Source organism: Photorhabdus thracensis (genome assembly GCF_001010285.1).
Lineage (GTDB): Bacteria > Pseudomonadota > Gammaproteobacteria > Enterobacterales > Enterobacteriaceae > Photorhabdus > Photorhabdus temperata.
In genome coordinates, this window is record NZ_CP011104.1 from 1,781,313 (window position 1) to 1,806,438 (window position 25,126).

General features: G+C 37.2%; 23 protein-coding genes and 4 pseudogenes. 20 read left to right on the plus strand and 7 right to left on the minus strand.

Annotated elements, in window-relative coordinates; translation table 11 throughout:
* Window position 1: 1 nt before the first annotated feature.
* From VY86_RS23155 to VY86_RS25725, 5 genes and pseudogenes are all read right to left on the minus strand, one after another.
* Entirely contained in the window at window positions 2-205 is a 204-nt protein-coding gene (locus VY86_RS23155) for a TraR/DksA C4-type zinc finger protein (RefSeq protein ID WP_046974486.1), read from the minus strand.
* A gap of 113 nt (window positions 206-318) precedes the next feature.
* Complete coding sequence (locus VY86_RS07480; protein ID WP_046974487.1) at window positions 319-513, minus strand: DUF2732 family protein; 195 nt, start codon at window positions 511-513, stop codon at window positions 319-321.
* 73 nt (window positions 514-586) lie between these two features.
* The gene (locus VY86_RS07485; RefSeq protein ID WP_046974488.1) at window positions 587-946 is read right to left on the minus strand and encodes a DUF5347 family protein; all 360 of its coding nucleotides are present in this window, start codon (window positions 944-946) and stop codon (window positions 587-589) included.
* A 128-nt stretch (window positions 947-1,074) separates the two neighbouring features.
* Entirely contained in the window at window positions 1,075-1,296 is a 222-nt protein-coding gene (locus VY86_RS07490; RefSeq protein WP_046974489.1) for a hypothetical protein, read from the minus strand.
* 10 nt (window positions 1,297-1,306) lie between these two features.
* Window positions 1,307-1,414: pseudogene (locus VY86_RS25725) on the minus strand (Cox family DNA-binding protein); the annotation flags it as partial.
* On the opposite strand from VY86_RS25725, the gene VY86_RS07495 reads away from it, so the two are divergent.
* Window positions 1,397-2,392: a phage integrase gene (locus VY86_RS07495; RefSeq protein ID WP_046974490.1), complete on the plus strand. Its 996-nt coding sequence runs from the start codon at window positions 1,397-1,399 to the stop codon at window positions 2,390-2,392. The pseudogene VY86_RS25725 and the gene VY86_RS07495 sit on opposite strands and share 18 nt — an antisense overlap.
* A gap of 217 nt (window positions 2,393-2,609) precedes the next feature.
* Here VY86_RS07495 and cpxP read toward each other — a convergent pair whose 3' ends face one another.
* Complete coding sequence (cpxP, locus tag VY86_RS07500; protein WP_046974491.1) at window positions 2,610-3,101, minus strand: cell-envelope stress modulator CpxP; 492 nt, start codon at window positions 3,099-3,101, stop codon at window positions 2,610-2,612.
* Between the two features lie 158 nt (window positions 3,102-3,259).
* Here cpxP and cpxR point away from each other — a divergent pair, with 158 nt between their 5' ends.
* The 19 genes and pseudogenes from cpxR to VY86_RS24575 all read left to right on the plus strand — a co-directional run.
* Window positions 3,260-3,955, plus strand: coding sequence for an envelope stress response regulator transcription factor CpxR (gene cpxR / locus VY86_RS07505; protein WP_046974492.1), 696 nt, complete (start codon window positions 3,260-3,262; stop codon window positions 3,953-3,955).
* Window positions 3,952-5,322 (plus strand): envelope stress sensor histidine kinase CpxA, encoded by a 1,371-nt coding sequence (gene cpxA, locus VY86_RS07510; RefSeq protein ID WP_046974493.1) that lies wholly within the window; start codon window positions 3,952-3,954, stop codon window positions 5,320-5,322. The genes cpxR and cpxA overlap by 4 nt, the downstream gene beginning before the upstream one ends.
* A gap of 416 nt (window positions 5,323-5,738) precedes the next feature.
* Window positions 5,739-7,049: a nucleotide sugar dehydrogenase gene (locus VY86_RS07515; protein WP_046974494.1), complete on the plus strand. Its 1,311-nt coding sequence runs from the start codon at window positions 5,739-5,741 to the stop codon at window positions 7,047-7,049.
* 13 nt (window positions 7,050-7,062) lie between these two features.
* On the plus strand, window positions 7,063-8,112 hold the full coding sequence (locus tag VY86_RS07520) for a Gfo/Idh/MocA family protein (protein WP_046974495.1): 1,050 nt from the start codon (window positions 7,063-7,065) through the stop codon (window positions 8,110-8,112).
* A gap of 18 nt (window positions 8,113-8,130) precedes the next feature.
* Window positions 8,131-8,721 carry an acyltransferase gene (locus tag VY86_RS07525; RefSeq protein WP_046974496.1) on the plus strand — a complete coding sequence of 197 codons (591 nt, stop codon included), beginning with the start codon at window positions 8,131-8,133 and terminating at the stop codon, window positions 8,719-8,721.
* 13 nt (window positions 8,722-8,734) lie between these two features.
* Window positions 8,735-9,805: a DegT/DnrJ/EryC1/StrS family aminotransferase gene (locus tag VY86_RS07530; protein ID WP_046974497.1), complete on the plus strand. Its 1,071-nt coding sequence runs from the start codon at window positions 8,735-8,737 to the stop codon at window positions 9,803-9,805.
* Window positions 9,806-9,809: 4 nt separating this feature from the next.
* A complete protein-coding gene (locus VY86_RS07535) occupies window positions 9,810-11,039 on the plus strand; it encodes a lipopolysaccharide biosynthesis protein (RefSeq protein ID WP_046974498.1) in 1,230 nt (409 codons plus the stop codon).
* Window positions 11,036-12,148, plus strand: a complete 1,113-nt coding sequence (locus tag VY86_RS07540) for a D-glucuronyl C5-epimerase family protein (protein WP_046974499.1) — start codon at window positions 11,036-11,038, stop codon at window positions 12,146-12,148. The genes VY86_RS07535 and VY86_RS07540 overlap by 4 nt, the downstream gene beginning before the upstream one ends.
* Window positions 12,138-13,367 carry a hypothetical protein gene (locus tag VY86_RS07545; RefSeq protein ID WP_046974500.1) on the plus strand — a complete coding sequence of 410 codons (1,230 nt, stop codon included), beginning with the start codon at window positions 12,138-12,140 and terminating at the stop codon, window positions 13,365-13,367. The genes VY86_RS07540 and VY86_RS07545 overlap by 11 nt, the downstream gene beginning before the upstream one ends.
* Window positions 13,364-14,467, plus strand: a complete 1,104-nt coding sequence (locus VY86_RS07550; RefSeq protein WP_046974501.1) for a glycosyltransferase family 4 protein — start codon at window positions 13,364-13,366, stop codon at window positions 14,465-14,467. Before VY86_RS07545 ends, VY86_RS07550 begins: the two co-directional genes overlap by 4 nt.
* Before the next feature lie 5 nt (window positions 14,468-14,472).
* Complete coding sequence (gene wecB, locus VY86_RS07555; RefSeq protein ID WP_046974502.1) at window positions 14,473-15,543, plus strand: non-hydrolyzing UDP-N-acetylglucosamine 2-epimerase; 1,071 nt, start codon at window positions 14,473-14,475, stop codon at window positions 15,541-15,543.
* Window positions 15,540-16,781 (plus strand): glycosyltransferase family 4 protein, encoded by a 1,242-nt coding sequence (locus VY86_RS07560; protein ID WP_046974503.1) that lies wholly within the window; start codon window positions 15,540-15,542, stop codon window positions 16,779-16,781. The genes wecB and VY86_RS07560 overlap by 4 nt, the downstream gene beginning before the upstream one ends.
* A 175-nt stretch (window positions 16,782-16,956) precedes the next feature.
* Window positions 16,957-17,967, plus strand: coding sequence for a glycosyltransferase family 2 protein (locus VY86_RS07565; protein WP_052760790.1), 1,011 nt, complete (start codon window positions 16,957-16,959; stop codon window positions 17,965-17,967).
* A 10-nt stretch (window positions 17,968-17,977) separates the two neighbouring features.
* The gene (locus VY86_RS07570; RefSeq protein ID WP_046974505.1) at window positions 17,978-19,135 is read left to right on the plus strand and encodes a DegT/DnrJ/EryC1/StrS family aminotransferase; all 1,158 of its coding nucleotides are present in this window, start codon (window positions 17,978-17,980) and stop codon (window positions 19,133-19,135) included.
* On the plus strand, window positions 19,136-19,747 hold the full coding sequence (locus VY86_RS07575; protein WP_046974506.1) for a sugar transferase: 612 nt from the start codon (window positions 19,136-19,138) through the stop codon (window positions 19,745-19,747).
* Window positions 19,748-19,756: 9 nt separating this feature from the next.
* A complete protein-coding gene (locus VY86_RS07580) occupies window positions 19,757-21,634 on the plus strand; it encodes a polysaccharide biosynthesis protein (RefSeq protein WP_046974507.1) in 1,878 nt (625 codons plus the stop codon).
* Window positions 21,635-21,983: 349 nt separating this feature from the next.
* Window positions 21,984-22,937, plus strand: a complete 954-nt coding sequence (locus VY86_RS07585) for a DMT family transporter (protein ID WP_228940119.1) — start codon at window positions 21,984-21,986, stop codon at window positions 22,935-22,937.
* Window positions 22,938-23,701: 764 nt separating this feature from the next.
* Window positions 23,702-23,764: pseudogene (locus tag VY86_RS24570) on the plus strand (sugar phosphate nucleotidyltransferase); the annotation flags it as partial.
* A pseudogene (locus VY86_RS24575) lies at window positions 23,763-23,897 on the plus strand (IS630 family transposase); the annotation flags it as partial. The pseudogenes VY86_RS24570 and VY86_RS24575, both read left to right, overlap by 2 nt.
* A gap of 209 nt (window positions 23,898-24,106) precedes the next feature.
* Here VY86_RS24575 and VY86_RS07590 read toward each other — a convergent pair.
* A pseudogene (locus tag VY86_RS07590) lies at window positions 24,107-25,020 on the minus strand (IS481 family transposase).
* Between the last annotated feature and the right edge of the window lie 106 nt (window positions 25,021-25,126).

Consider the following 25,126-nt stretch of genomic DNA (forward strand, 5'->3'; position numbering starts at 1 on the left):
TTCATATACTCCGATAATGCTTCTGTTTCAGTTCAAAAACTTCCTGACATGCGACGCAGCGGATGACTCCAGCGATACTCATCCGGCGCTCTACGGGGATAGGTTGGTCGCACTCTTCACATTCAAATGCAGAGACACCAACAGAGCGGTTTATATGCTCTGATATTCTGTGCTCTAAATAACATTTCATAATTTTGCTACACATGGCCTTCTTCAACCCATTGTTATATATAGAATTATGAGTAGTATAAGATGTAGCGCTATTTTGGAATCTTATTTAGCGTTTTCTCAGCATGTTGGCAAGCACAGTCGATTTCCCTAGACACTCTCCAGATCCCGTGCTTCGTGTTCTATTTTCTCAGCTTCACTGTTCAATAATGCAGATGAAGCGGCATAATCTAATTTCTTTGCCACAATATGCGCCGCGATTTTTAACAGACGTGAAGAAGAACGTTCGGCTAATATCTTGCGCTCGTCTTCTCTATTCTTTTTAATTAATTGCTCTATATTCATTTTTTATTTCCTATTTTTAGGCAATAAAAACTCCTGCGAATTCACGCATTAATTTCTTAAATTATGCTTTAAATTAATACTGGGTTGGTTTTGGCAATGCCAATTTATCTGGCAATATAGACGCCACTGCCCGAAGTTGATTAATTGCCAATATTAATGAACGCTGTTCCTCTATTGTTAATTCCTTAAACTTGACGTGATAACGCTCTTTATCAAAACCTGCCAAGTGAAAAATTAAATGCAAAACCCGTTCATTATTTCTAACGCGGTTATTTGTGCGATCACGCATAGTTTCCATGAAATCGGCCAATTTGTTATTATTTTCTTTATCATCACAAAAATGCCGATTACGCACCTCAGAGGCTTTATTGAGGCCATCGATTTTTTCATCCAGTGTTAAGACAACAGCACGGCACGGTTCTGTATTTGCCATTTCATCACCTGTAAATAAAAACTAATAACGGGGTTAATATCACAGTTGCCAAACCAATTACCGAAATTACGAAATATCTGTAATGATCCGTTTTTTTGAAATCATCGCCAGTTAATTTATATTTATGCCTAATTTTCGTTAACTCGTTCATTTATTTTTCTCCCATAAAGCTGCCTTGCAAAACTGATGGCCTGCTCTTTTGAATCGAATTGACCATAAGAGTATTCACCATCACTGACCTGATATTGGGTAATGTGGACTACGGCGTTCTTGCGTAAAGGCCGAATAAGTAATTTTCCAAATTTTACCCGCCCCTTTTTGTATTCCTCTGGTGTTGGGATCTGAGTCATAACACGCACCTTATAGCCCAATCCACAATAGCCACGCGTCACGCTGTTCTTTTGGCCGGTTGTAGAATGCCTCGCGCATAGCACGATTAAACTCAGGAACATAAATCCACTTCTCCCCTATAAGAAGCTCAATGATGGACGCTACGAAGTGGATGTAAGACCCTACGGCAGCACAGGAACAAGACTCCGTAGGAAATTTAATAGAAAAAGTGAAGCAGTTGCCTTTGAACGTTACACGCTCACACAGGCTAGCAATAGTGAACCATCCACCACGAATGATAAGACACAACTTAGTGATTTCATCAATATTTGGTGGCTATATTACGGACAAAACACAGACAATGGAGCAATAGAGAAGCGACATCTCACCAAAACAATGAGGCAGCTTAACAACCCCACAATAGGTCACCTCACAAAGAGAGTCATCATGGAACATCGGGGAAAACGGCTGGCTGATGGAATAAGCGCGAAAACTGTAAATCGAGATATGTACAGACTATCCGGTATGTTCTCGACCTTAATAAAAATTGAGGAATTTACTGGCACAAATCCTCTACAAGGATTAGAACCATTAAGCGAGAAAAATGTTGCTATGACCTATCTCACAACACCAGAGATAGAACTACTGCTTAATTCTCTAAATAAAGAGGAAAAAAAGCTGGCTTTACTTTGCCTTAGCACTGGCGCTCGCTGGGGGGAAGCGGAAAGTCTGGCAGCTCAACAGGTATTAAAAGGCCGTGTAATTTTTCTAAATACCAAAAATGGAGATCAACGCATCGTTCCCATTTCTGACAAATTAGAGAAAGAAATTCGCGGCAAAAAGAAAATGGGCAAGATGTTCAATGTTGACTACATAAATTTCTGCAAGATCTTACATGTAGTAAAGCCCGACTTACCTAAAGGGCAAGCAACTCATGTCCTCAGACACACTTTTGCCAGCCACTTCATGATGAATGGAGGGAATATAATTGCATTACAACAGATATTAGGGCACGCCAGCATAATCCAAACAATGGTCTATGCACACCTTGCCCCGGACTATCTGCAACATGCCATTACATTAAACCCTCTTAAGGGTGGGATAGAAGTAGAATAAAGCTAGAGAGTGTGGCGAACGTCCAACAAGCGTCCACACTCAAAAACTTTCGTATACTTTCTAACCCCTTCATACTTTTTTATGTTGTTGTTTTACAAAGAAATGCGTTGTAAGTGACTGAAAAAAAAGGCCCTAAAAAGGGCCTGAAAGACAGGGATGGTGTCTATGGCAAGGAAAAATTTCGTTTGCTACTATTTACTGCTATGGGTATTACAAATCAGTTTGGTAACTGAGACACATGCTGCTGATGATGTTGCTCCAATTGCACCTGCTGCTCAGGAGTCAGCAATTGGTACATCTGATGATGAATACGGGCCATTTCTACCTGACGTTCAACATTATATTTAACCATCTTTTCAACCTGGGCCTTTACTGCCGCTTCATCAAAATCTTTCGCGGTAACCAGCTTACGCATCTCTTCACGTTCTGCGCGACTCATAGACATTGATGAACGCTGTTGATGCTTTTGCCCCACCAAATCACGCAATTGCTGACGCTGTTGCTCAGTTAAAGTGATACCATTAAACATATGGTCGCTATCACCGATGTCATTATTACGGTAATGATGGTTTCCCTCGCTTTTATAACCACAAGGTGCACAATTACCGGGTATCGTAGCAGCGTGCACTATACTTGCTGTTTCAGCTAAAGATACTGTTGAGCCAAGAACAAATATTGACGCTAAAACTAACGCTGCTATGTTACGCATTAAACAACTCCTCGTTTCCCCGAACGATGCTATTCGCTTCAAATTGTGGACAACTATACCTACGCGGCTGCAAACTAGCGTCAGAGCTTGTAAAAGAACGTAAAGTCGTGGAATAGCAAAGTTTGTTATCGTATTTTTGCTCTTGGAGGAAGTAATCGATGCATAAAATCCTATTAGTTGATGATGACCGAGAACTGACATCACTATTAAAAGAATTACTTGAAATGGAAGGATTTAACGTTGTTATCGCTCATGATGGAGAGCAGGCATTAAAATTCCTTGACGATTCAATTGATCTGCTATTACTCGACATTATGATGCCGCGTAAAAATGGCATTGTAACACTGAAAGAACTCAGGCTAGGCCATCAAACCCCGGTTATTATGCTGACAGCACGTGGAAGCGATTTAGATCGCGTGCTGGGGCTGGAATTAGGTGCAGATGACTATCTCGCCAAACCATTTAACGATCGTGAGTTGGTAGCACGTATACGCGCTATCCTTCGCCGTTCAAACTGGAGTGAACAGCAACAGGCAGAAAATGGCCCTCCCTCTCTTCAGATTGATAAACTACACTTGAACCCTGGCCGGCAGGAAGCCAGCTTCGCAAACCAAATACTGGATTTAACCGGGACTGAATTCACCTTACTCTATTTATTGACTCAACACTTAGGTCAAGTTGTTTCCCGCGAACTCCTGAGCCAGGAAGTATTAGGTAAACGACTGACCCCGTTTGACCGGGCAATTGATATGCATATTTCCAACCTGCGCCGTAAATTACCTGAACGGGAAGATGGCCTGCAATGGTTTAAGACATTACGTGGTCGCGGATATTTAATGATTTCCGCAACATGATAAACAGTCTAACAGCACGCATCTTCGCCATTTTCTGGTTTACCCTGGCATTAGTCCTGATGTTGGTCTTAATGGTGCCGAAACTGGATTCCAGGCAACTAACCTCCCTGCTGGAAAATGAATACCGGCAGGGCGTCATGCTGGAACAACATATTGAAGCAGAATTAGCTCAAGACCCGGCTAATGATTTACTTTGGTGGCGCCGTTTATTTCGCGCAATTGAAAAATGGGCACCACCAGGACAGCGCCTGATATTGGTGACCAGTGAAGGGCGGGTTATTGGCGCCCAAAGAAGCGAAATGCAAGTTGTCCGCAACTTTATCGGACAATCAGATAATGCGGATCATCCGAAAAAGAAAAAATATGGCCGTTCTGAGATGTTAGGGCCATTTTCTATTCGGGATGGGGAAGATCATTATCAACTTTATTTAGTTCGCCCGGCGAACAGCCCGCAATCAGACTTTATTAACCTGATGTTTGACCGGCCACTATTATTATTAACGGCTACCATGTTAATCAGTGCGCCATTACTATTATGGCTGGCATGGAGTTTAGCCAAACCTGCCCGTAAATTAAAAAATGCCGCCGACGATGTTGCGAAAGGTAATTTACGTCAACATCCCGAACTGGAAGCTGGGCCACAAGAGTTTCTGGCTGCGGGTAACAGCTTCAACCAAATGATCAGCGTATTGAAGAGAATGGTCACAGCACAACAACGGCTCATCTCCGACATCTCCCATGAACTGCGCACGCCTCTTACCCGTCTGCAACTCGCAACGGCATTACTTCGCCGCCGTCATGGTGAAAGCAAAGAATTGGAAAGAATCGAGACAGAAGCCCAACGGCTGGACAGCATGATTAACGATCTGTTAGTGCTCTCCCGCAGCCAGCATAAAAACGAACTCCTGCGGGAAAATATCAAAATAACCGATTTATGGAACGATATTCTTGATAACGCCATCTTCGAAGCTGAACAAATGGATAAAACCCTTGAAGCAACCTTACCACCGGGTTCCTGGACCATTTACTGCAACCCATTAGCACTTGGCAGTGCTTTTGAAAATATCGTGCGTAATGCCTTACGCTACTCCCACCACCATATTGCGGTCACATTCCATGCGGATCATCAAGGGATCACCATTACCGTTGATGATGATGGCCCAGGAGTCAACCCGGAAGACCGCGAACATATATTCCGTCCTTTCTACCGTACAGACGAAGCCCGCGACCGGGAATCAGGCGGCACAGGCCTTGGTCTGGCGATTGTTGAAACCGCCGTTAGCCAGCACCGCGGCTGGGTACGTGCTGAAGACAGCCCATTAGGCGGCTTACGTCTGGTCATCTGGCTGCCGCTTCATGGGCGGTAATACAAATATCAAGATCACCTAACCTTATTCTATCAATTCATCAAACAAGTATTCTGTCAGGCTTGACCCGGAAGGGCTGACAGTTTACTCTTTTCATTAATCATTAAAAAATCTTATATTTTGTTTCTTTTTATTGCGACAGGTAACTAAAAAAAGCATTTTAAAATCAAAATATTAAATGAATTTATAGAACTATATGGATTTCTGGGAACCAATAACCTAGTGCGGTAGCTTTATTATTATTTCACTATTTATTATTTCAACAATAGACCTTACACAAACTATTTAAAAATAGCCTGTTAAAGTTTCATCTGCCAAATAGCACTTATGAAAATAAATAGCACCCTAATTAAAAACTGCGAAATGTTATTTATTTTCACAAGTACATTTTCAGGTCATAATATTAAAGGCAAAATATGTCATCACTAAACATTCTCACCGATAAATTTGATAATAAAACAGCCATTATTGCCATTGTTGGTCTTGGCTATGTTGGCTTACCGCTAATGCTGAGATATAACGATATTGGCTTTAAAGTGATTGGGTTTGATATTGATAAAGAAAAAACAGATAAATTAAATCAAGGCCAAAGTTATATCGAACATATTCCCGCAACCAAAATTAATCAGGCCATCCATTCCGGTTTCGAAGCCACAACAGATTTCGCCAAAATAGCCGAATGTGATGCGATTATTCTTTGTGTTCCCACACCGTTAAATAAATACCGTGAACCTGATATCAGTTTCGTGATTAACACCACGGAGATGATAAAACCCCATTTAAGAGCCGGCCAACTCCTCTCCTTAGAAAGCACCACTTACCCCGGCACCACCGAAGAAGAGTTATTACCCCGGGTGGAAGAAAACGGGTTAAAAGTAGGGGAAGACTTCTTCCTGGTCTATTCACCCGAACGCGAAGATCCCGGCAACCCTGATTTCGAAACCCGAACCATCCCTAAAGTCATTGGCGGCCATACTGAAAACTGTTTAAAAGCCGGGCTTGCCGTTTACCAACCTGCGATTGACCAGGTCGTCCCCGTCAGTTCAACCAAAGCGGCCGAGATGACTAAACTGCTGGAGAATATACACCGGGCGGTCAACATTGGTTTAGTCAACGAAATGAAACTGGTTGCCGACAAAATGGGCATTGATATCCATGAAGTGATTAAAGCCGCTGCAACCAAACCTTTCGGCTTTGTCCCCTATTACCCCGGCCCGGGATTAGGCGGTCACTGCATCCCGATTGACCCCTTCTATTTAACCTGGAAAGCCAGAGAATACGGTATCAATACCCGTTTTATTGAACTCTCCGGTGAAGTCAACTCATCCATGCCCGATTATGTTGTCAACAAAACCGTCTTAGCCCTGAATAAAGCGAATAAATCCATTAATAATAGCCGCATCCTAATCTTAGGTATCGCCTATAAAAAGAATGTTGATGACATGCGAGAAAGTCCCTCGGTACATATCATGGAAAAACTCCAAAATTTAGGCGCCAATATTGAATATTCTGATCCTCACGTCCCGGTATTTCCTAAAATGCGTGAACACCATTTTAACTTAATCAGCCAGCCTATCACTGAAAAGAATCTCAAAGAATTTGACTGCGTTATTTTAGCCACCGATCACGACAAATTTAATTATGAATTCATCATCAATAACGCAAAATTAGTCGTTGATACCCGCGGTAAATATTCTCCAAATCACCAAAACGTTATCAAAGCTTAATCCAGGACAAACCATGCTTAACATAATTAAAGACAGAAAAATAAAATTCGCTTTAGTGGGTTGTGGAAGAATTGCTAAAAATCATTTTAATGCTCTGGAAACACATCAGGAAAACGCTGAATTAGTGGCAATCTGTGATAACGATCAAGCGGTATTAACAGCGACGATAGAAAAAACCGGCGTCCCGGGTTTTAACGACCTCAATACCATGCTGGATAATATCACCGCCGATATCATTATCCTGACCACCCCCTCCGGCCTGCATCCCGAACAAGCCATTGCCTGCTTTAATAAAGGCTTTCATGTCGTCACCGAAAAGCCGATGGCGACGCGACTGGCCGATGGCGAAAACATGGTCAAAGCTGCCGATAAAGCCGGAAAACGCCTGTTTGTCGTCAAACAAAATCGCTTAAACGCCACATTACAATTACTGAAACGCGCGGTCAGTGAAAAACGGTTTGGCAAAATCCATCTGGTTCACCTCAATGTTTTCTGGACCCGTCCGCAAGAATATTACGATCAAGCCGCCTGGCGGGGCACATGGGAATTTGATGGCGGCGCCTTCATGAATCAGGCGAGCCACTATGTTGACTTAATTGAATGGCTGATCGGCCCGGTCAAAGATGTGCAGGCCATGACATCAACACACCTGGATATCGAAACGGAAGATACCGGGGTACTGAACATCCGCTGGCGAGACGGGACCTTAGGCTCGATGGCCGTCACCCTGTGCACTTACCCTCAAAACCTTGAAGGCTCTATCACCATTCTGGGTGAAAAAGGCACCGTCCGGGTGGGGGGGTTGGCCGTCAATGAAATCCAGGAATGGCATTTTTCCGACGAAAAAGAGTATGACCGGCAAATCAAAGAAGCAAATTATGAAACCACTTCCGTTTATGGCTTTGGTCACCCACTTTATTATAAAAATGTCATTGATGTCATGAAAGGCGAAGCTAATCCCATCACGGATGGCCGGGAAGGATTAAAATCATTAGAACTGCTTATCGCTGCCTATCTCTCAGCCCGAGATAATAAAACCATTTCTTTACCTTTAACGTATTAAATAAAGGGAAAAGATATCATGTCAACCGAACACGTAATGATACATCCCAGTGCCATCGTTGATGAAGGGGCCCAAATCGGGAAAAACAGCCGCATTTGGCATTTTACGCATGTCTGTTCCGGCGCCCAAATTGGTGAAGGCTGCTCTTTAGGACAAAATGTCTTTATTGGTAACCAAGTCACCATCGGCAATCACTGCAAAATACAAAATAACGTCTCTGTTTATGACAACGTTCATTTAGAAGAGGGGGTATTTTGTGGCCCGAGCATGGTATTTACCAATGTTTATAATCCACGTTCATTGATTGAAAGAAAAAGTGAATATAAAACGACCCGGGTGAAAACAGGCGCCACGCTAGGCGCCAACTGCACAATTATCTGTGGTACCACCATTGGCGCCTATGCCTTTATTGGCGCCGGCGCGGTCGTGAATAAAGATGTGCCGGATTATGCCCTGATGGTCGGCGTGCCGGCCAAACATATTGGCTGGATGAGTGAATTTGGTGAACAATTAGATTTACCGCTGCACGGACAAGCCATAACAACCTGCCCGCACACTCAACATATTTATCAACTCAACCATCATACCGTGACCCGAATTAAAGTATAAAAGGTAAAGAAAAATGCAATTCACCGACCTCGCGGCACAACAAAGCAGAATTAAAGATAAAATTGACGCGAATATCCAGAAAGTCCTCACCCACGGAAAATATATTTTAGGGCCCGAAGTAGCAGAATTAGAAGAAAAGCTGATGGCCTACACGGGGGCCAAATATTGTATTACCTGTGCGAACGGCACCGATGCCCTGCAAATTGCCTTAATGGCGATTGGCCTCAAACCCGGCGACGAAGTTATCACCCCCGGATTTACCTATATCGCCACCGCTGAAACCGTTGCGCTGCTGGGTGGCATTCCGGTCTATGTTGACGTCAAGCCCACAACCTATAATTTAGATCCGGCCCTGCTGGAAGCCGCTATTACGTCGAAAACCAAAGCGATTATTCCAGTTTCTTTATTCGGCCAATGTGCCGATTTTGACGAAATTAATGCCATCGCCGAAAAACATAACCTGATCGTAATAGAAGACGCGGCCCAAAGTTTTGGCGCAATTTATAAAGAGAAGCGCTCCTGCAATTTAACGACTATCTCGTGCACCAGCTTCTTCCCCAGCAAGCCCTTAGGTTGCTACGGTGATGGCGGGGCTATTTTCACCCACGATGAAGAACTGGCGAAAATTATCCGTCAAATTGCCCGTCATGGCCAAGACAGACGATACCATCATATCAGAATAGGTATTAATAGCCGTTTAGATACCCTGCAAGCGGCCATTCTGCTGCCCAAACTGGACATCTTTGAGGAAGAAATGGCAATGCGTCAGCGTGTTGCTGCAAACTATAATCAGGCGTTGAATGCCATCGGCATCATAACCACGCCATATATAGAGCCACACAATCTTTCTGCTTATGCTCAATATACTATCCGGGTTAAAAACCGCGATGAATTGCAACGCAGACTAAAAGAACAGGGCATTCCAACCGCAGTGCATTACCCCATTCCCTTGAATAAACAACCCGCGGTTGCCAGCAATATTGCTCTACCTGTCGGTGACGAAATAGCCCAGGAAGTGATTAGTTTGCCTATGCATCCTTATTTATCCATAGATTTAATTAACAAAATCTCCAGCTCAATTTAACTCTATGAATAATAAGTTTATAAAGAATTTATCTGGCTTATTACTCTCGTCATTATTAAGCCAGATATTATTACTGCTATCAACACCTGTACTAACAAGATTATTCTCACCTGAAGAATTAGGAATTTATGCTTCACTTTCATCCATTTTAAGTATTTTGGCAGTAGGTGCTTGCCTCCGTTATGAATTTTCAATAAGCGCATCAGAAAAAGAACGTGAAATTAATTCATTAGTCACATTATCTTGCATAATTTCAATCATCATTAGCTTTATAATAATCACTATTTTTGCAATATTTCATATCCCAGAAAAAATAATTATAGGAAACCACATATACTATATACCTCTAGGTATTATTACTTACGGGTTTTATAGAGCAATGAGCTTCAACAGCATAAGAAAAAGACAATACCGTGAATTCTCTATTACTAAAATAGCTCAAACAGTCACTATGATTAGTATTCAAATAATTGGGGGCATAGCTAGTTTGGGAGCAAGCAGTCTTATCTTAGGGCAGATATTAGGCCAATCATTAGGCGTCCTATTTTTACGTAAAAAATCCCAATATCGCCTGGTAATAAGGAAAAACGAGTTTAGAAAAATAAAACTTCTCGCTAAGAAATATTATAAATTTCCAGTTTATGACTTCCCTGCCAGTTTAATTAACACTGTTAGTAATGAACTACCTCAATTGTTTATAATGTCTGCATACGGACTAAAACCCGCAGGATTTTATTTAATCGCATCTAAAATATCAGGTGCACCGATTACACTGCTAAACCAAACAGTTTCGTCTATATTACAAGGCTATTTAAAAGGTACGCCTGCATCATCTTTCTTAAAAATTAAAAAAACATTCTATTACCTCACGCTAATTTCTATCTTATTTGCTACAGTTACATACTTGGTTGGTATACCAATCATAACGTTTATTTTTGGTGAAGAATGGTATGAATCAGGTAAATATCTATTATGCTTAACACCTCATTTATCTGGGCAAATAATATATTCATCTTTATCGATATATTTATCCATTTATGAACACCAGAAGAGCAATTTATTTATTCAATCAACATCTATTATATTAAGATTTACAGCCCTTCTCATCGGATATTTATTAGGGGATATTTACCTCACCCTTTTATTATTTTCACTCACAAGCTTCAGTCTTTATCTAATGAGTACAGCTTATATCTTAAGATTATCTTTTATGCGGAAAAGAGGATTAGAATGAAAAAAACAAAAAATATAATGAAAATAATTCCATATATAATTATCGTAATAATCGTCAGTTATACATTCAATAAATATGCTTATGAGCTAGATGAATTCAACAGTAATGTTAGAAACCTAGTCATGAAAGGGAAATTTACCCAACGTGAATTTAATAGCAATGGTTTTCCATTATCACATTCACCACGTATCCCTAAGCCATTTCTATCCCCGTTTTATGTCGTTCACTATGGAATAATATACTCATCCTTAAGTTTAGAGAAAGACAATACCAATATATTATGGAGAACGGATTCATCCTTATCAGGATGGAATGTACCACCCCCTAAATTCAATAAAGAGGAATTAATTTCTAATTTTAAATTCTCAGCCGATTGGCTATTAAATAATATCAAGTTATTCCACGGTGAGAATCATTACCTATATAATTTTGATTGGCCATATAAAGGATATGAAAATAATAAACTCTCTGCTCCCTGGTGGTCCGGATTAACAGATGCATATGCAATTACTCTCTTATTAAGAGCTTATGACTATTTTGGTGATGATAAATATCTATTAACCGCCCATTTACTATACAAATCATCGCTAACTCCGGCCAATCAAGGAGGTAGCCTGACAATTTTAGATAATATGCCCTGGATCGAAGAATATGTTGATCCTAAAGCAAGTTCAGACAAATTAGCCTTTGTATTAAACGGAATGATTTACTCTACTTATGGTATTGAATCCTTCGAAAATTATCTCAATATAGATAAGAGTAAAAGAATATCCGAAAATTTATATAAATCAATCAGTAGCAATATATTTAAGTTCAACATAAAAAATGAATGGTCCAGCTATGATTTAGTTGGTAATCCGGCGAATATGAAATATCATAGAATACAGACCCTTCTTCTAAAAGATCTTATAGATAGAAATCAAAATTTTAAAAATAAAGAAATAATAAACTTATATAACAATTGGAATAGATCCGTCTCTAATATAGGATATTATTACATAAAGCATGGGCCTATTAGTTGGGCATACTATCAGTTTATCATTATGTACTTACTATCTATATTAGTATTATCAACCATTTATTTTTTTATTAGAAAAAATGCAAAATAAAATCAAAATAATACTAAAAATATTCCTATATCAGGTAATTATATATCTAAATTCCGTGCTTATATTAGATACATTCCAAGAGGTAAGAGGCTATAATATCAACCCACAAGGTCACTTAAGTATCTTATTCTGCTGGATATCATTATTACCATTAGCCTTACTTAATAACCAAAAAAATCCAATTATGGTTTTTTTATGGTTAATATATATAATTTACATTATACCAATATCAATTATATTCCCTCTAATTAATTCAGCTTCTATATACTCAGTGATTTTCATATCCGCAATAAATATATTATTTTTATTGTCTATATTATTCTTTCGAATAATAAATAGAATTACGTTACCAAAACTACAAATCCCCTGGGATTTATATAAAACAATTATCATAGGATGCGGTATTATTGTTTTATTCTTTGTTATTACTAACCCGGCATTCAGTTTAATACCACCTAATATATTTAAAGTTTATTCAGTAAGAGAGAACTTTAAAGAAAATACATCATTATTAACCATGTATGTTATAACAAGTGGGGGATACGTAATTTCACCATTATTATTATTAGCTTCATTTTATGTAAAAGGCTTTGTTAAATATCTGCTTATTGCAATAAGCATTATGATTTCCTATTTAATATATTGCTCTTCAGGATTAAAAAGTATAGCCTTCATGAATATCACTGTTATAACTCTATTCTTCTATATCAAAGGAAAAAGAAACATAAGTAACTCTGTGATAAATATAATCCTATACTCATTCCTTGCTGCCGGATTACTGTATTTTATTTTCGATTTCTATGACCCACTTATACACTGGTTACGCAGAATATTCTTCACACCAACATTAAATACCTTCTATTTTTATGATTATACATTCAATAATAATAGGGAATTCACTAACGATGCTCCAAAGATAATCTCTCAGGTATATTATGGCACCATAGGCTCTGCTAATACAGGCTTTATTGGGGACGGTATAGCCAGATATGGTATCGTTGGCTTAATAATAAATTTCTTTATATTTAACATGCTCATCTTAGCAATGAACCTGAGTTCAAAAAAAGTTCCATTTGAATTTTCAACAACATTATATTTACCGTTCGTATACACGGTATCAAACACGGCAATTACAGCACTACTACTGACATATGGGCTGCTGATATTAAGCGTACTATTATTCTTATTTCCTACGAAAAATAACAAGAACTCCCTATGAAAATCACACATATGACATCGGCACATCCACGTTTCGATATACGTATTTTTCTAAAAGAATGCTCTGCTTTACAAAGAGAACATGAAGTATCTCTTATTGTTGCAGATGGTAAAGGTAATGAAGTAAAGAATAACATAACTATCATTGACGTGGGTATGCTGCCAGGCCGATTAAATAGAATCTTTAAAACAACGCAGAGAGTTTATAAAAAAGCATTAGAATTAGATTCTGACCTATATCATTTCCATGATCCGGAATTAATACCTATAGGATTACGACTTAAAAAGAAAGGTAAAACAGTTATCTTTGACGCCCATGAAGATGTCCCCAAACAAATTCTTAGTAAACCTTATTTAAATAAATTAGCAAAAACGATTATTTCTAAAACATTCTCGCTCTATGAAAAGTATGCTATCCCTAAATTTAATGGAATTATTACTGCTACACCCGCAATAAGAGATAAATACTTAAAGTTAAATAAAAACACAATAGACATTAATAATTACCCGATATTAGGCGAACTAAGTAATAATAGCAATAACTGGGATAAGAAAGAAAAACAAGTATGCTATGTAGGAGGCATATCTGCCATTAGATGCATAGAAGAAATGGTTGAATCAATATCTTACCTGAAGACTGACACAAAAATTAAATTAGCGGGTAGTTTCTCTGAAAAAGATTTAGAAAATAAAATAAAAAACATGGAGAATTGGCATAAAATAGATGAGCTTGGCTTTTTAAATCGAATAGAAACAAAAGAACTTTTATCTAAATCTATTGCTGGGATTGTTCTATTTCACCCATTACCCAATCATATCGATGCCCAACCAAATAAAATGTTCGAATATATGAGTGCAGGAATTCCTGTCATCGCTTCAAATTTCAAATTATGGAAAGATATTATTGTAGAAAACAACTGTGGAATTTGTATCGATCCATTAAATCCTAAAGAATTAGCTGATGCGATAGATTATTTATCGAATAACTATGATATAGCCGAAAGAATGGGCAATAACGGTTTTTTGGCAGTAAATAAAAAATACAATTGGGATATTGAACAGAATAAACTTATTAAATTCTATCAACAATTCGGAAGTTAATAAATATGAAGAAAATAATAACAGTATTAGGAGCAAGACCACAATTCATAAAAGCAAGCCCGGTGTCTCGCGCCTTACAAAATCATAATAAACTCGAAGAAATTATCATTCATACCGGTCAGCATTTTGATACTAATATGTCTGATATATTTTTCAATCAATTAAAAATTCCTAAACCTGATTACACGCTTAATATTCATGGTGGCTCGCACGGTGAAATGACAGGGAAAATGTTAATTGAAATTGAAAAGGTACTTATCACAGAAAAACCCGATGCGGTCATGGTATATGGTGATACGAACTCTACTTTAGCTGGCGCATTATCTGCATCCAAATTACATATTCCAGTTATCCATATTGAAGCCGGTTTACGTAGCTTTAATATGAATATGCCAGAAGAGATCAATAGAATATTAACAGATAATGTTAGCTCGATTCTTTTCTGTCCCACAGAGACAGCAATTAATAACCTACAACGAGAAGGCTTCTGTTCAAAACCGGTTAATATAAAAAAAGTGGGTGATGTTATGGAAGATGCTGCTTTATATTTTAGCCGAATGGCAAAAAAACCTGATGAACTCATTCCCACACAACACTTTATATTAACAACACTACATCGTGCTGAAAATACAGATAATCAAAAACGATTAACCGAAATAGTAGACGCATTAAATTATATACATAAAACAATTTACCCTGTTGTCCTTCCTCTTCACCCAAGAACTAAAAAAATGTTGGAAAAATATCATTTACATTTAGATGTTCACTTAATCGAACCGGTTGGATATTTAGAAATGTTATGGCTACTTAAAAATACAGATCTGGTTATTACAGATAGTGGAGGACTACAAAAGGAAGCTTTTTTCTTTAGAAAACCGTGTGTAACAGTTAGAGATCAAACTGAATGGGTAGAATTAATTGAAACAGGTGTAAACAAATTATCAGATGCTGAGAATAAAAAAATAATCCAATCAGTTCATAATATGATTAATACTAATATACACTCTGTCCAATCTATATATGGTGGCGGCGTTGCTGCTATAAAAATTGCTGACGAATTAGAAAAGTCATTATGAATATAGTCTACATAAACCATTATGCCGGTTCGCCAGATCTTGGTATGGAATTTCGACCATATTATCTAGGCCAAGAGTGGCTTAAATCTGGACATAATATTACCATACTTGCAGCTTCTTACTCTCATGTTCGTACAAAACAACCCAAACTAACAGATAATAAAAAAACCACCGAAAATCTTTGTGGATTGAAGTTTATCTGGTATCCGACCCCTAATTACCACAATAATGGATTAGACCGGGTAAAAAATATATTCTCTTTCTTAAAGCAGATATGGTTCGATACAAATAATATAATAAAAGAGAATAAACCCGATATCGTTATTGCATCAAGTACTTACCCCTTGGACATTTGGGTCGCAAAACGCCTGGCAAAAAAGGCTAAAGCTAAATTAGTTTATGAAGTTCACGATTTATGGCCTCTATCTCCTATCGAAATAGGCGGCATGTCCCCAAAACATCCTTTCATAAGATTATGTCAATTTGCTGAAAATTATGCTTATCGCCACTCAGATACGGTAATTTCAATACTCCCTAATGTACATGCTCATATGAAAGAGCATGGTTTAGACCTGAAAAAATTGCATATTATACCTAATGGCATAGTCGAAAATGATTGGCAAACTGAAAATATCGATCCCATTTCACCTCATATCAGAGAGGTAGTAGACTACTGTAGAACAGAAAATAAAATCATTGTAGGTTATGCCGGATCGCTTGGAAAACCCAATGCCATGCACTACCTTATTGATGCTGCAAAATTATTAGAAAAACAAAACTTTCATTTTCTGCTGGTAGGTTCTGGGCTGGAAAAAGAAAATCTAGTAAAACAAGCTAATTTACTTAATTTGAGAAACATTACCTTTAGCGATCCAATACCGAAAACACAGATCCCTGCTCTGCTCCCATTATTCGATATTGCTTATATAGGCTGGCATAGAAAACCTATATATCGATTTGGGATTTCACCGAATAAACTAATAGATTATATGATGGCAGGATGCATAGTATTACATTCTGTTGAAACGGGTAATGACATTGTTACTGATGCAAATTGCGGATTATCTATCCCACCTGAATCTCCCCAAGCTATTGCAAATGGATTACTTAAATTAAATAAACTCTCAAAGGAAAAGAAAATTGAATTAAGAAATAACGGTAAAAAATACATATCAAAAAACCACACATATAATGCTTTATCAAATAAATTCCTAAAAGCAATGATAAATCATAAATAACAGATGCCTTCCTTTAGCGTTACCTGAAATTGGACAATCTAAAATAGAAAAAATTACTGATTGACTTAAAACTGGTTGGATAATTACCGGCCCAAAGCCAGAAGATTTGAACAAGATATAGAAATTATACTTAAATAACTATCATTACTGTCCAAATAGAGGTTATTATTCAATCATGATAAATATATCAGTAATTTGCCCTATATTAAATGAAGAGAAATATATAAAAGGATGTATCGAATCACTTCTAAAACAAGATTATCCTACCGAGCAATTAGAGATTATCTTTATAGATGGCTGTAGCTCAGACAACACTTTAAAAGTCATTCAAAGTTATATTGAGAAATATGAATTCATAAAACTACTATACAACCCTGAAAAACATGTCCCTGCTGCACTGAATATTGGTATAAAAAATTCATCAGGAGAATATATAGCCAGAATCGATGCGCATTCTAACTATCCTAGCAACTACTTATCCAAACTATATAGTTTATCAAAACAATTTGATATTGATAATATAGGTGGAGTTCTTAGTACAAAACCATGTAATCCTACAATTATTGCCCATACTATTGCATATGCCTTAAGTAGTCACTTTGGCATGGGTAATTCCCATTTTCGAATTGGTGTCAATAACATAAAAAAAGTTGATACAGTACCTTTTGGTTTTTTCAAAAGAAATATATTCGATAAAATAGGTCTATTTGATGAGGATTTAATTAGAAACCAAGATGATGAATTCAACAACAGAATTATAAAACATGGAGGTAATATATATCTTGCCCCAGATATTATTGTTGATTATTACCCCAGAGATTCAATTAAAAAAACTTGCTCTATGTTCTATCAATACGGTTTGTTTAAACCATTAGTCAATTTGAAATTAAAAACAACAACATCATTTCGACAATTAATACCACCGACTTTTGTCTTAGGGTTAATCCTGGGACTAATCCTCTCATTCATTAACCCAATATTTTCATATCTATATATAAGTTGTATTTTTATCTATTTATCCCTGGCTTTATTGGTGTCAATAAAAGCCCATATTAAAAATAAAAAAAATTATATTTTCTTACCATTAATATTTCTGTGCATACATTTATCTTATGGATCAGGGTATCTCATTGGAATAATGAAAATTATATTCAATAAGAAATTCCACGTAAAAAATAAAAGATAAGGATTATATCATGAGCTCTTTTTTTCTCCCTTTTGCACTCCCAGAACTCGGCCAAGAAGAAATTGATGAAGTCATTGATTCACTTAGAACAGGTTGGATAACTACCGGACCTAAAGCCAGAAGATTTGAACAAGATTTTGCTCTGTATTTAAATTCTGATGTTGAAGCAATCGCGGTAAGTTCAGCAACGGCTGGATTACATTTAGCGTTAGAAGCCATTGGTATCCAACCTGGTGATGAAATCATCGTCCCTACCTACACCTTTACTGCAACAGCAGAAGTTGTCCGTTATCTGGGCGCTCACCCTATTTTTGTTGATTCTTTACCTAACAGCCTGAATATTGATCCAGTAGCAATAAGAAAAGCAATCACATCCAAAACTAAAGCGATTATACCAGTACACTTTGCAGGTTTATCCTGTGATATGGATGAAATCATTGCTATAGCTAAAGAATTCAATCTACGAATAGTTGAAGATGCAGCTCATTCACTCCCAACCTTATACAAAGGAAAAAAAATTGGCACTCTGGACACCGATGTAACCGTATTTAGTTTCTACGCCAATAAAACCATGACAACGGCTGAAGGCGGGATGCTAGTAACCCGAAATCCAGACATTATAAAAAGAGCAAAAGTCATGCGTTTGCACGGCATTAGCAAAGATGCTTTTGACAGATATCAATCTAAAACACCAGCCTGGTACTACGAAGTGATTGAACCAGGCTATAAATATAATATGCCAGATATTTGTGCGGCCATTGGTATTCATCAATTACAGAAAATAGACTCTTTTCAGAAGAAAAGAGAAGAGATGGCTAAATTTTACGATAGTGAATTAAAAGACTTACCCATTATTTTACCGACTAAACCTAAAGAGCCTAATAGCCAGCACGCCTGGCATTTATATACTATCAGACTAAATGATGAAGTTAAGATATCAAGAGACGACTTTATAATAAAAATGGCAGAAAAAAATATAGGTTGTTCTGTCCATTTTATCCCACTACATAAACAACCCATATGGAAAAACACCTATTCTCTTGATAAAAATAACTTCCCAGTAGCAGAAGAAAATTTTAAAAGAATTGTATCCATTCCTTTATACACAAAAATGACCCAAGAAGACCAGATCTACGTTATCAAGACAATTAAAGGGATTCTTGAATAAATGAAAATAACTTATTCAACTATAAAAATAGTTTTTGACTTCACTGCATCTTCAATTGGGCTAATCATCCTTTCTCCTATCTTAATCGCGATTGCCATTTGGATAAAAATAGACTCGGAAGGGCCTATTTTTTTCCGGCAAAAGCGCGTAGGTCAATATAATAAAGATTTTTATATTCACAAATTTAGAAGTATGACTACCGGTTCAGAACAAAAAGGTCAACTCACTGTAGGTCATGATCTACGTATTACGAACTCTGGAAAATTTATACGCAAATACAAACTTGATGAACTAGCTCAACTCATTGATGTTATTCAAGGAAAAATGAGTTTAGTCGGGCCAAGGCCAGAAGTACCACAATTTATGGATAAATACCCAGATGACGTAAGAAACAAAATATTATCTGTCAAACCTGGAATAACAGATTTGGCTTCTATAGAAATGATTGATGAAAATCAAATATTAGATAAATATGCAAATCCTCATCAAGCCTATATTGATATTGTGATGCCTATAAAAGCCAAATACTACTTAGAATATGTTGATGACAAGTCATTTTTCCATGACCTGAAGATTATTTTTAAAACAATTTACAAATTAGTTTTTAGGTAATTTAAAATTATGAATAAAAGAATAGTTTTTGGCCCAGATAGACTAATAAAGACTCTCGTTCTTCTGATAGTAGATATATTTATAATCAGTATTTCATACTGGCTAAGTATGTGGCTACGTCTTGACAGAGAAGTACCGCTCTACAGCTTACAACATTGGATAACGATTATATTCACAGTACCTTGCACGCTATTTATTTTCTTAAGAATTGGCTTTTATAGATCGATATTGAAATACGTTAATATGAGTATATTGAAATGGGCTATTATTGGCTCATTATCATCGACTCTATTCTTAACAGCATTCTCCTTATATCAACAGGCATTCTTACCCAGAACTGTACCTATTATTTATTTTTCTTTTTTGGTTATATCACTCTGTGGCACAAGGTTCTTATATAGAACACTGCGTAATCTATTAAAATATAAAGGAACCCCAGTAATTATCTATGGCGCAGGAGAATCTGGTCGGCAACTTTTACCCATATTGACAATGCATAGAGAATTCAACCCAATTGCCTTTGTTGATGACAATACTAAATTACATAATTTATCTATTCATGGGGTTTACGTCTTCTCTCCAGAAAAAATAAATTTTCTGGTAGAGAAATATAATATCAAGAAGATATTACTCGCTATACCCAGTGCTTCAATATCCAATAGAAAAAAAATAATTGAGAGACTACAAAAAGAGCATTGTGAAATACTCACAATCCCAAGCTTCAACGATCTGGTTGAAGGAAAAGCCCAAATAAACTCACTAAAGCGGGTTTCCATTAATGATCTGCTAGGAAGAGAACAAGTTAACCCATTACAAGACTTACTCAGTAAAAACATCAGAAATAAAAACGTCCTTATTACAGGCGCTGGCGGTTCAATAGGATCTGAACTGTGCAGACAAATCATCAATCAGTCACCATCTCAGATAATATTATTTGAGCTAACAGAGTACTGCCTTTACTCAATAGAAATGGAGCTGCAAAAAATAAATCTGGAAAGAGATCTCAATATAAATATCATTCCGATTTTAGGTGATATAAAAGACTCAGATAAAATAAATAAAATAATAAACAAATTCAACATTAACACAATATACCATGCTGCTGCATATAAACACGTCCCACTGGTAGAAATGAACACACTGGAGGGTATAAATAATAATATTTTTGGCACACTCTCACTTGCACAAGCAGCAATTAAACAAAAAGTTGAAAAATTTGTATTAATCTCTACCGACAAAGCCGTTCGCCCGACAAACACAATGGGGGCAACAAAAAGATTCGCAGAACTTATACTGCAAGCCTTTGCTAAAGAAAACAGCCATACAAAATTTTCGATGGTTCGTTTCGGCAACGTTCTTGGCTCATCTGGCTCAGTAGTACCCCTTTTCGAGCAACAAATGGCAAATGGTGGACCAATAACACTAACTCACAAAGATATCACACGTTACTTCATGACCATCCCGGAAGCCGCCCAATTAGTTATCCAGGCAGGCGCGATGGGCAACAATGGCGACGTCTTTGTTCTGGACATGGGCGAGTCAGTAAAAATTTATGACCTTGCCCGAAAAATGATTAACCTCTCCGGCTTGACAGTTAAAGATAAAACCAATCCTCATGGTGATATAGAAATCAAAATTACCGGATTAAGGCCAGGCGAAAAGCTTTATGAAGAGCTACTCATTGGTGATAACGTTTCTGGCACCAACCATCCTAGAATAATGACAGCAAATGAAGTATTTTTACCTTGGGATAAATTAAACTCATTATTAAATGACTTAAAAATATCTTGTGAAAATTATGATTTCGAAAACATTAGAAAGATTCTTATCAACTCCCCTATTGAGTTTCATCCCAAAGAAGATTGTATTTACGATCTTTTAAAATAATATCTACGCTTTCTAACCGGCTAAAGAGATATGATATAACCATATTAATCACTGAAGGAAATGGCTATACCAGCTCACACACTGCATCTGTGAGGAGACTCAATGAATTCAGCTGAAAGTTATATTGGTTATCTGGATAAACAACAACCCTATGAAATTTTTAATATACGAGTCATTAAAAATCATATAATTCAAAAAATTAAAATAACAATCCAATAGAATCTCATTATTAGATATATCATATGCATTATACTTCCTTCAGTTTTTCTCTCAAAAAAGGAAAATAAAAATTATGGAATTGACCTCTTAGTACGAGCCTATAACTTTATGAAAAAGTATCAAAATAGCTATGGTTACCAACCGTAAAATAACAGCAAATGCCTATGGACTGTTCTCTGGTGTTTTTTGGGGACTCACCGGTGTTCTTTTAGCTATTTTATTAAAAAACAACACTCTTTCCTCTTACTTTATTATTCCTATCATTATTGCCTTCCTGAATGACCTAATTTCATGTGTATACATGTTTATATATCTGCTATATCAGAATAAATATCGGGTAATAATCGCCATCACTAAGAATAAAAAATATTGGATAATCGTACTGGCAGCTATGTTGGGTGGCCCAATAGGCATGTCTTGTTATATCCTGGCCATTCAACATATTGGTGTTGGCTATACAGCAATTATCGCTGCAACTTATCCTGCCATTGGTTCTCTAATATCATTCTGTCTATTTAAAGACAGAATTCACCTTATAGGAACATTAGGTTTAATATTAACCGTTGTATGCACCATAATACTAGGCTATTCAACAACAACGCAAACAATATCTAATTGGACAGGATTCCTGTTTGCCTTTATCTGTGCACTGGGCTGGGGATCTGAAGTTGTTATCAGCTCCTACGGAATGAACAACAATATACCTGCTGACATCGCCTATTTTATAAGACAACTCTCCTCTTCGGTAGGTTATATTATCCTTATCATAGCCTTCATATTCTCTCTGCCTAATGTAATAGATATCTTCTCAAGTTTCACACTATCCAGCCTGCTACTAATAACTTCACTGACAACGACCGTATCATACCTCTTCTACTATCGAGCAATCAGCATACTCCAACCTATTCGAGCGATGGCTTTAAACATCACCTACACCGTTTGGGCAATATTCTTTGCCTACTTCCTTCTAAATGAATCCATCTCCATAAAATTATTAATCCTGTGTATAGGTGTTTCTTTAGGATCATTCTTAACCGCCATCAATCCCCGTAATATCAAAAAATTAATATTGGACCTCAAGTGAGTGCAATTATAAAGAATTTCTTCACAATGTAATGGGGTTAAAGTTAACCAATATTCTAGAAAATAGGAAGTATAAATAGCGGACTATCATTGTGGACAACATTGAATGGAGGAAATGCCTTCTTAATGTACCGATCTGAATGGCTATACTCTAAAAACACAGGAGAAACATAGGTTTTATAATATATGAGAAAGAACTCAATAAAAATATTGTATTATCTAAGACCCTTCAAAATAACCCCACTGATCAGAAAAAATAACATTTTCACACCTTTATTTAATTAAACAGCTAACTGAATCCTTCTTAAGTCTACCGAACTTGACTCTCACCCAGTAAATAACCTCAAATCCAATCACAGGAACGATTCCAACAAAAAACCATCAAAACCCCTGATTAGCAGCCTTATTTTATCAATTAATTAAACAAGCAGCGTATTAAGCTTGACCCGGGGAAGCTTACAGTTTACTCTCCCCCAAAATAGTTACAAAATCTTATCCCCCATTACTTTTTGTTACGACAGACAAAAGTACTGGAAAATCAACACAATAGATAAGATTATAGAATCCTATAGGCGTTCTGGGAGCCAACAACCTAGTGCGGTAGCTTTATTTAATGGTTATTAACATACTGACTCAGGTTTTTCATCTGTATATATAAGAAAATTCCTACATGCTTAAGCAAAAATCATTAAATAACCTCATTTAATGGCTAACCATACAATTAACCTAAATCAGTAATAATATAAATAGATTGGCCAAATTAATATGAAAGGCATCATTCTAGCCGGTGGTTCCGGCACCAGATTATACCCTATAACAATAGGTGTATTTCGCCTCGACGACCTTGTTCAAGCAGGCAATACATCGCTTTTTTACGGAAATATTACCGGAACTGGCCGGGAACCTGTCGTGCCGTATTAATGACAACTTCCAGGTTATGAATACTGCATCTTCAAGTTAAGCGGGTATATATTGTTAGGCACGATTTTATTGAATTATGAAAAAACATCTTGTAGCCAATGACCAATACCTGACGAACTTTGAGCAAAAAAGTTATGAAGAAAAGCAGGGTAACGAATTTAAAGCACATCGTTGGATGTAGGAAAAGACGCATAGCTGATTAGCTGGATGAATCGCTTTCGGCGAATACTGATGCGCTGAGAGAAGAAACTAGGTGTTTAGTCCCAACATTTGATGGATAGGGTTCATAGTGAATCTTTCTGGTTCAAGAGTCTATTGTTTGCAAATATATTCATAGGGTGTTAACCCCCAAGGGTCTTTAACCGTCTTGCAAAATTGTATACCAATACAAAGTCACCCAAATGAATTTCTAATTGTTGATGTGTATCATAGTGGTAACGTTTGACAGTTGCTTCTTTGAGGGTCCGGTTCATACGTTCCCCCCACCCATTAGTCCAAGGGGATTTGATTTTTGTCAAACGGTGCTCTATCGCGTTGGGTTTACATGCCCTGTCAAAGATATTCATTTAGGCATAGATATCTTTTTCCGGGTTGGTAAATTGGCATCCGTTATCTGTCAGAATAGTATGAATGTGATAAGGGATTATTTTGAGTAAGTTCTCTAGAAATTGGGCAGCATTTAATTTTCCGGCCTTGGCTTTCAATTCAACATAAACAAACTTACTGGTTCTATCCATTGCGACAAAGAGATTCAATTTTCCCTCAACAGTTCGAACTTCAGCGATATCGATATAAAAATACCCGATAGGACAACGTTTGAATTTTTTTGTGCCACGGGTTTAGTTTATTTCCCTTCATTTCCAGCAATCTGGAAATGCCATAGCGCTGAAGGCAGCGGTGCAATGAGGAACGAGTTAAATGTTTAATTGATAGCGGCAAAGCATATAAACAATCATCTAAAGGCAGCAATGCTCACTTTCAGAATTCAACAATACTGGCTTCTTCTGCTTCAGACAGTACCGTCGATTTTGGCACAAGGGGCCTGTAGGTAAGTCATTTACTGACGCCCATTTTTCCCATTCAGCCACAGTCTTCGGACTAATATGATAGCGTTCAACAAGGACTTTTAGACTTTCTAGACTACTTTGTATTGCTCGACGCATTGCCTCAGTCGTTGTGGCACACCGGTGTAAAATCTGTCCCGTAACTGCTCCTTCGACTGAATGGAAATTATCGTACCATCAAATGTTGGAGCTAAACACCTAGAAA

Bases quoted from the DNA above. Each gene is read 5' to 3' on its own strand.
- VY86_RS23155 (WP_046974486.1), bottom strand. From the start codon at position 205: ATGTGTAGCAAAATTATGAAATGTTATTTAGAGCACAGAATATCAGAG.
- VY86_RS07480 (WP_046974487.1), bottom strand. From the start codon at position 513: ATGAATATAGAGCAATTAATTAAAAAGAATAGAGAAGACGAGCGCAAG.
- VY86_RS07485 (WP_046974488.1), bottom strand. From the start codon at position 946: ATGGCAAATACAGAACCGTGCCGTGCTGTTGTCTTAACACTGGATGAA.
- VY86_RS07490 (WP_046974489.1), bottom strand. From the start codon at position 1,296: ATGACTCAGATCCCAACACCAGAGGAATACAAAAAGGGGCGGGTAAAA.
- cpxP (WP_046974491.1), bottom strand. From the start codon at position 3,101: ATGCGTAACATAGCAGCGTTAGTTTTAGCGTCAATATTTGTTCTTGGC.
- cpxR (WP_046974492.1), top strand. From the start codon at position 3,260: ATGCATAAAATCCTATTAGTTGATGATGACCGAGAACTGACATCACTA.
- cpxA (WP_046974493.1), top strand. From the start codon at position 3,952: ATGATAAACAGTCTAACAGCACGCATCTTCGCCATTTTCTGGTTTACC.
- VY86_RS07515 (WP_046974494.1), top strand. From the start codon at position 5,739: ATGTCATCACTAAACATTCTCACCGATAAATTTGATAATAAAACAGCC.
- VY86_RS07520 (WP_046974495.1), top strand. From the start codon at position 7,063: ATGCTTAACATAATTAAAGACAGAAAAATAAAATTCGCTTTAGTGGGT.
- VY86_RS07525 (WP_046974496.1), top strand. From the start codon at position 8,131: ATGTCAACCGAACACGTAATGATACATCCCAGTGCCATCGTTGATGAA.
- VY86_RS07530 (WP_046974497.1), top strand. From the start codon at position 8,735: ATGCAATTCACCGACCTCGCGGCACAACAAAGCAGAATTAAAGATAAA.
- VY86_RS07535 (WP_046974498.1), top strand. From the start codon at position 9,810: ATGAATAATAAGTTTATAAAGAATTTATCTGGCTTATTACTCTCGTCA.
- VY86_RS07540 (WP_046974499.1), top strand. From the start codon at position 11,036: ATGAAAAAAACAAAAAATATAATGAAAATAATTCCATATATAATTATC.
- VY86_RS07545 (WP_046974500.1), top strand. From the start codon at position 12,138: ATGCAAAATAAAATCAAAATAATACTAAAAATATTCCTATATCAGGTA.
- VY86_RS07550 (WP_046974501.1), top strand. From the start codon at position 13,364: ATGAAAATCACACATATGACATCGGCACATCCACGTTTCGATATACGT.
- wecB (WP_046974502.1), top strand. From the start codon at position 14,473: ATGAAGAAAATAATAACAGTATTAGGAGCAAGACCACAATTCATAAAA.
- VY86_RS07560 (WP_046974503.1), top strand. From the start codon at position 15,540: ATGAATATAGTCTACATAAACCATTATGCCGGTTCGCCAGATCTTGGT.
- VY86_RS07565 (WP_052760790.1), top strand. From the start codon at position 16,957: ATGATAAATATATCAGTAATTTGCCCTATATTAAATGAAGAGAAATAT.
- VY86_RS07570 (WP_046974505.1), top strand. From the start codon at position 17,978: ATGAGCTCTTTTTTTCTCCCTTTTGCACTCCCAGAACTCGGCCAAGAA.
- VY86_RS07575 (WP_046974506.1), top strand. From the start codon at position 19,136: ATGAAAATAACTTATTCAACTATAAAAATAGTTTTTGACTTCACTGCA.
- VY86_RS07580 (WP_046974507.1), top strand. From the start codon at position 19,757: ATGAATAAAAGAATAGTTTTTGGCCCAGATAGACTAATAAAGACTCTC.
- VY86_RS07585 (WP_228940119.1), top strand. From the start codon at position 21,984: ATGGTTACCAACCGTAAAATAACAGCAAATGCCTATGGACTGTTCTCT.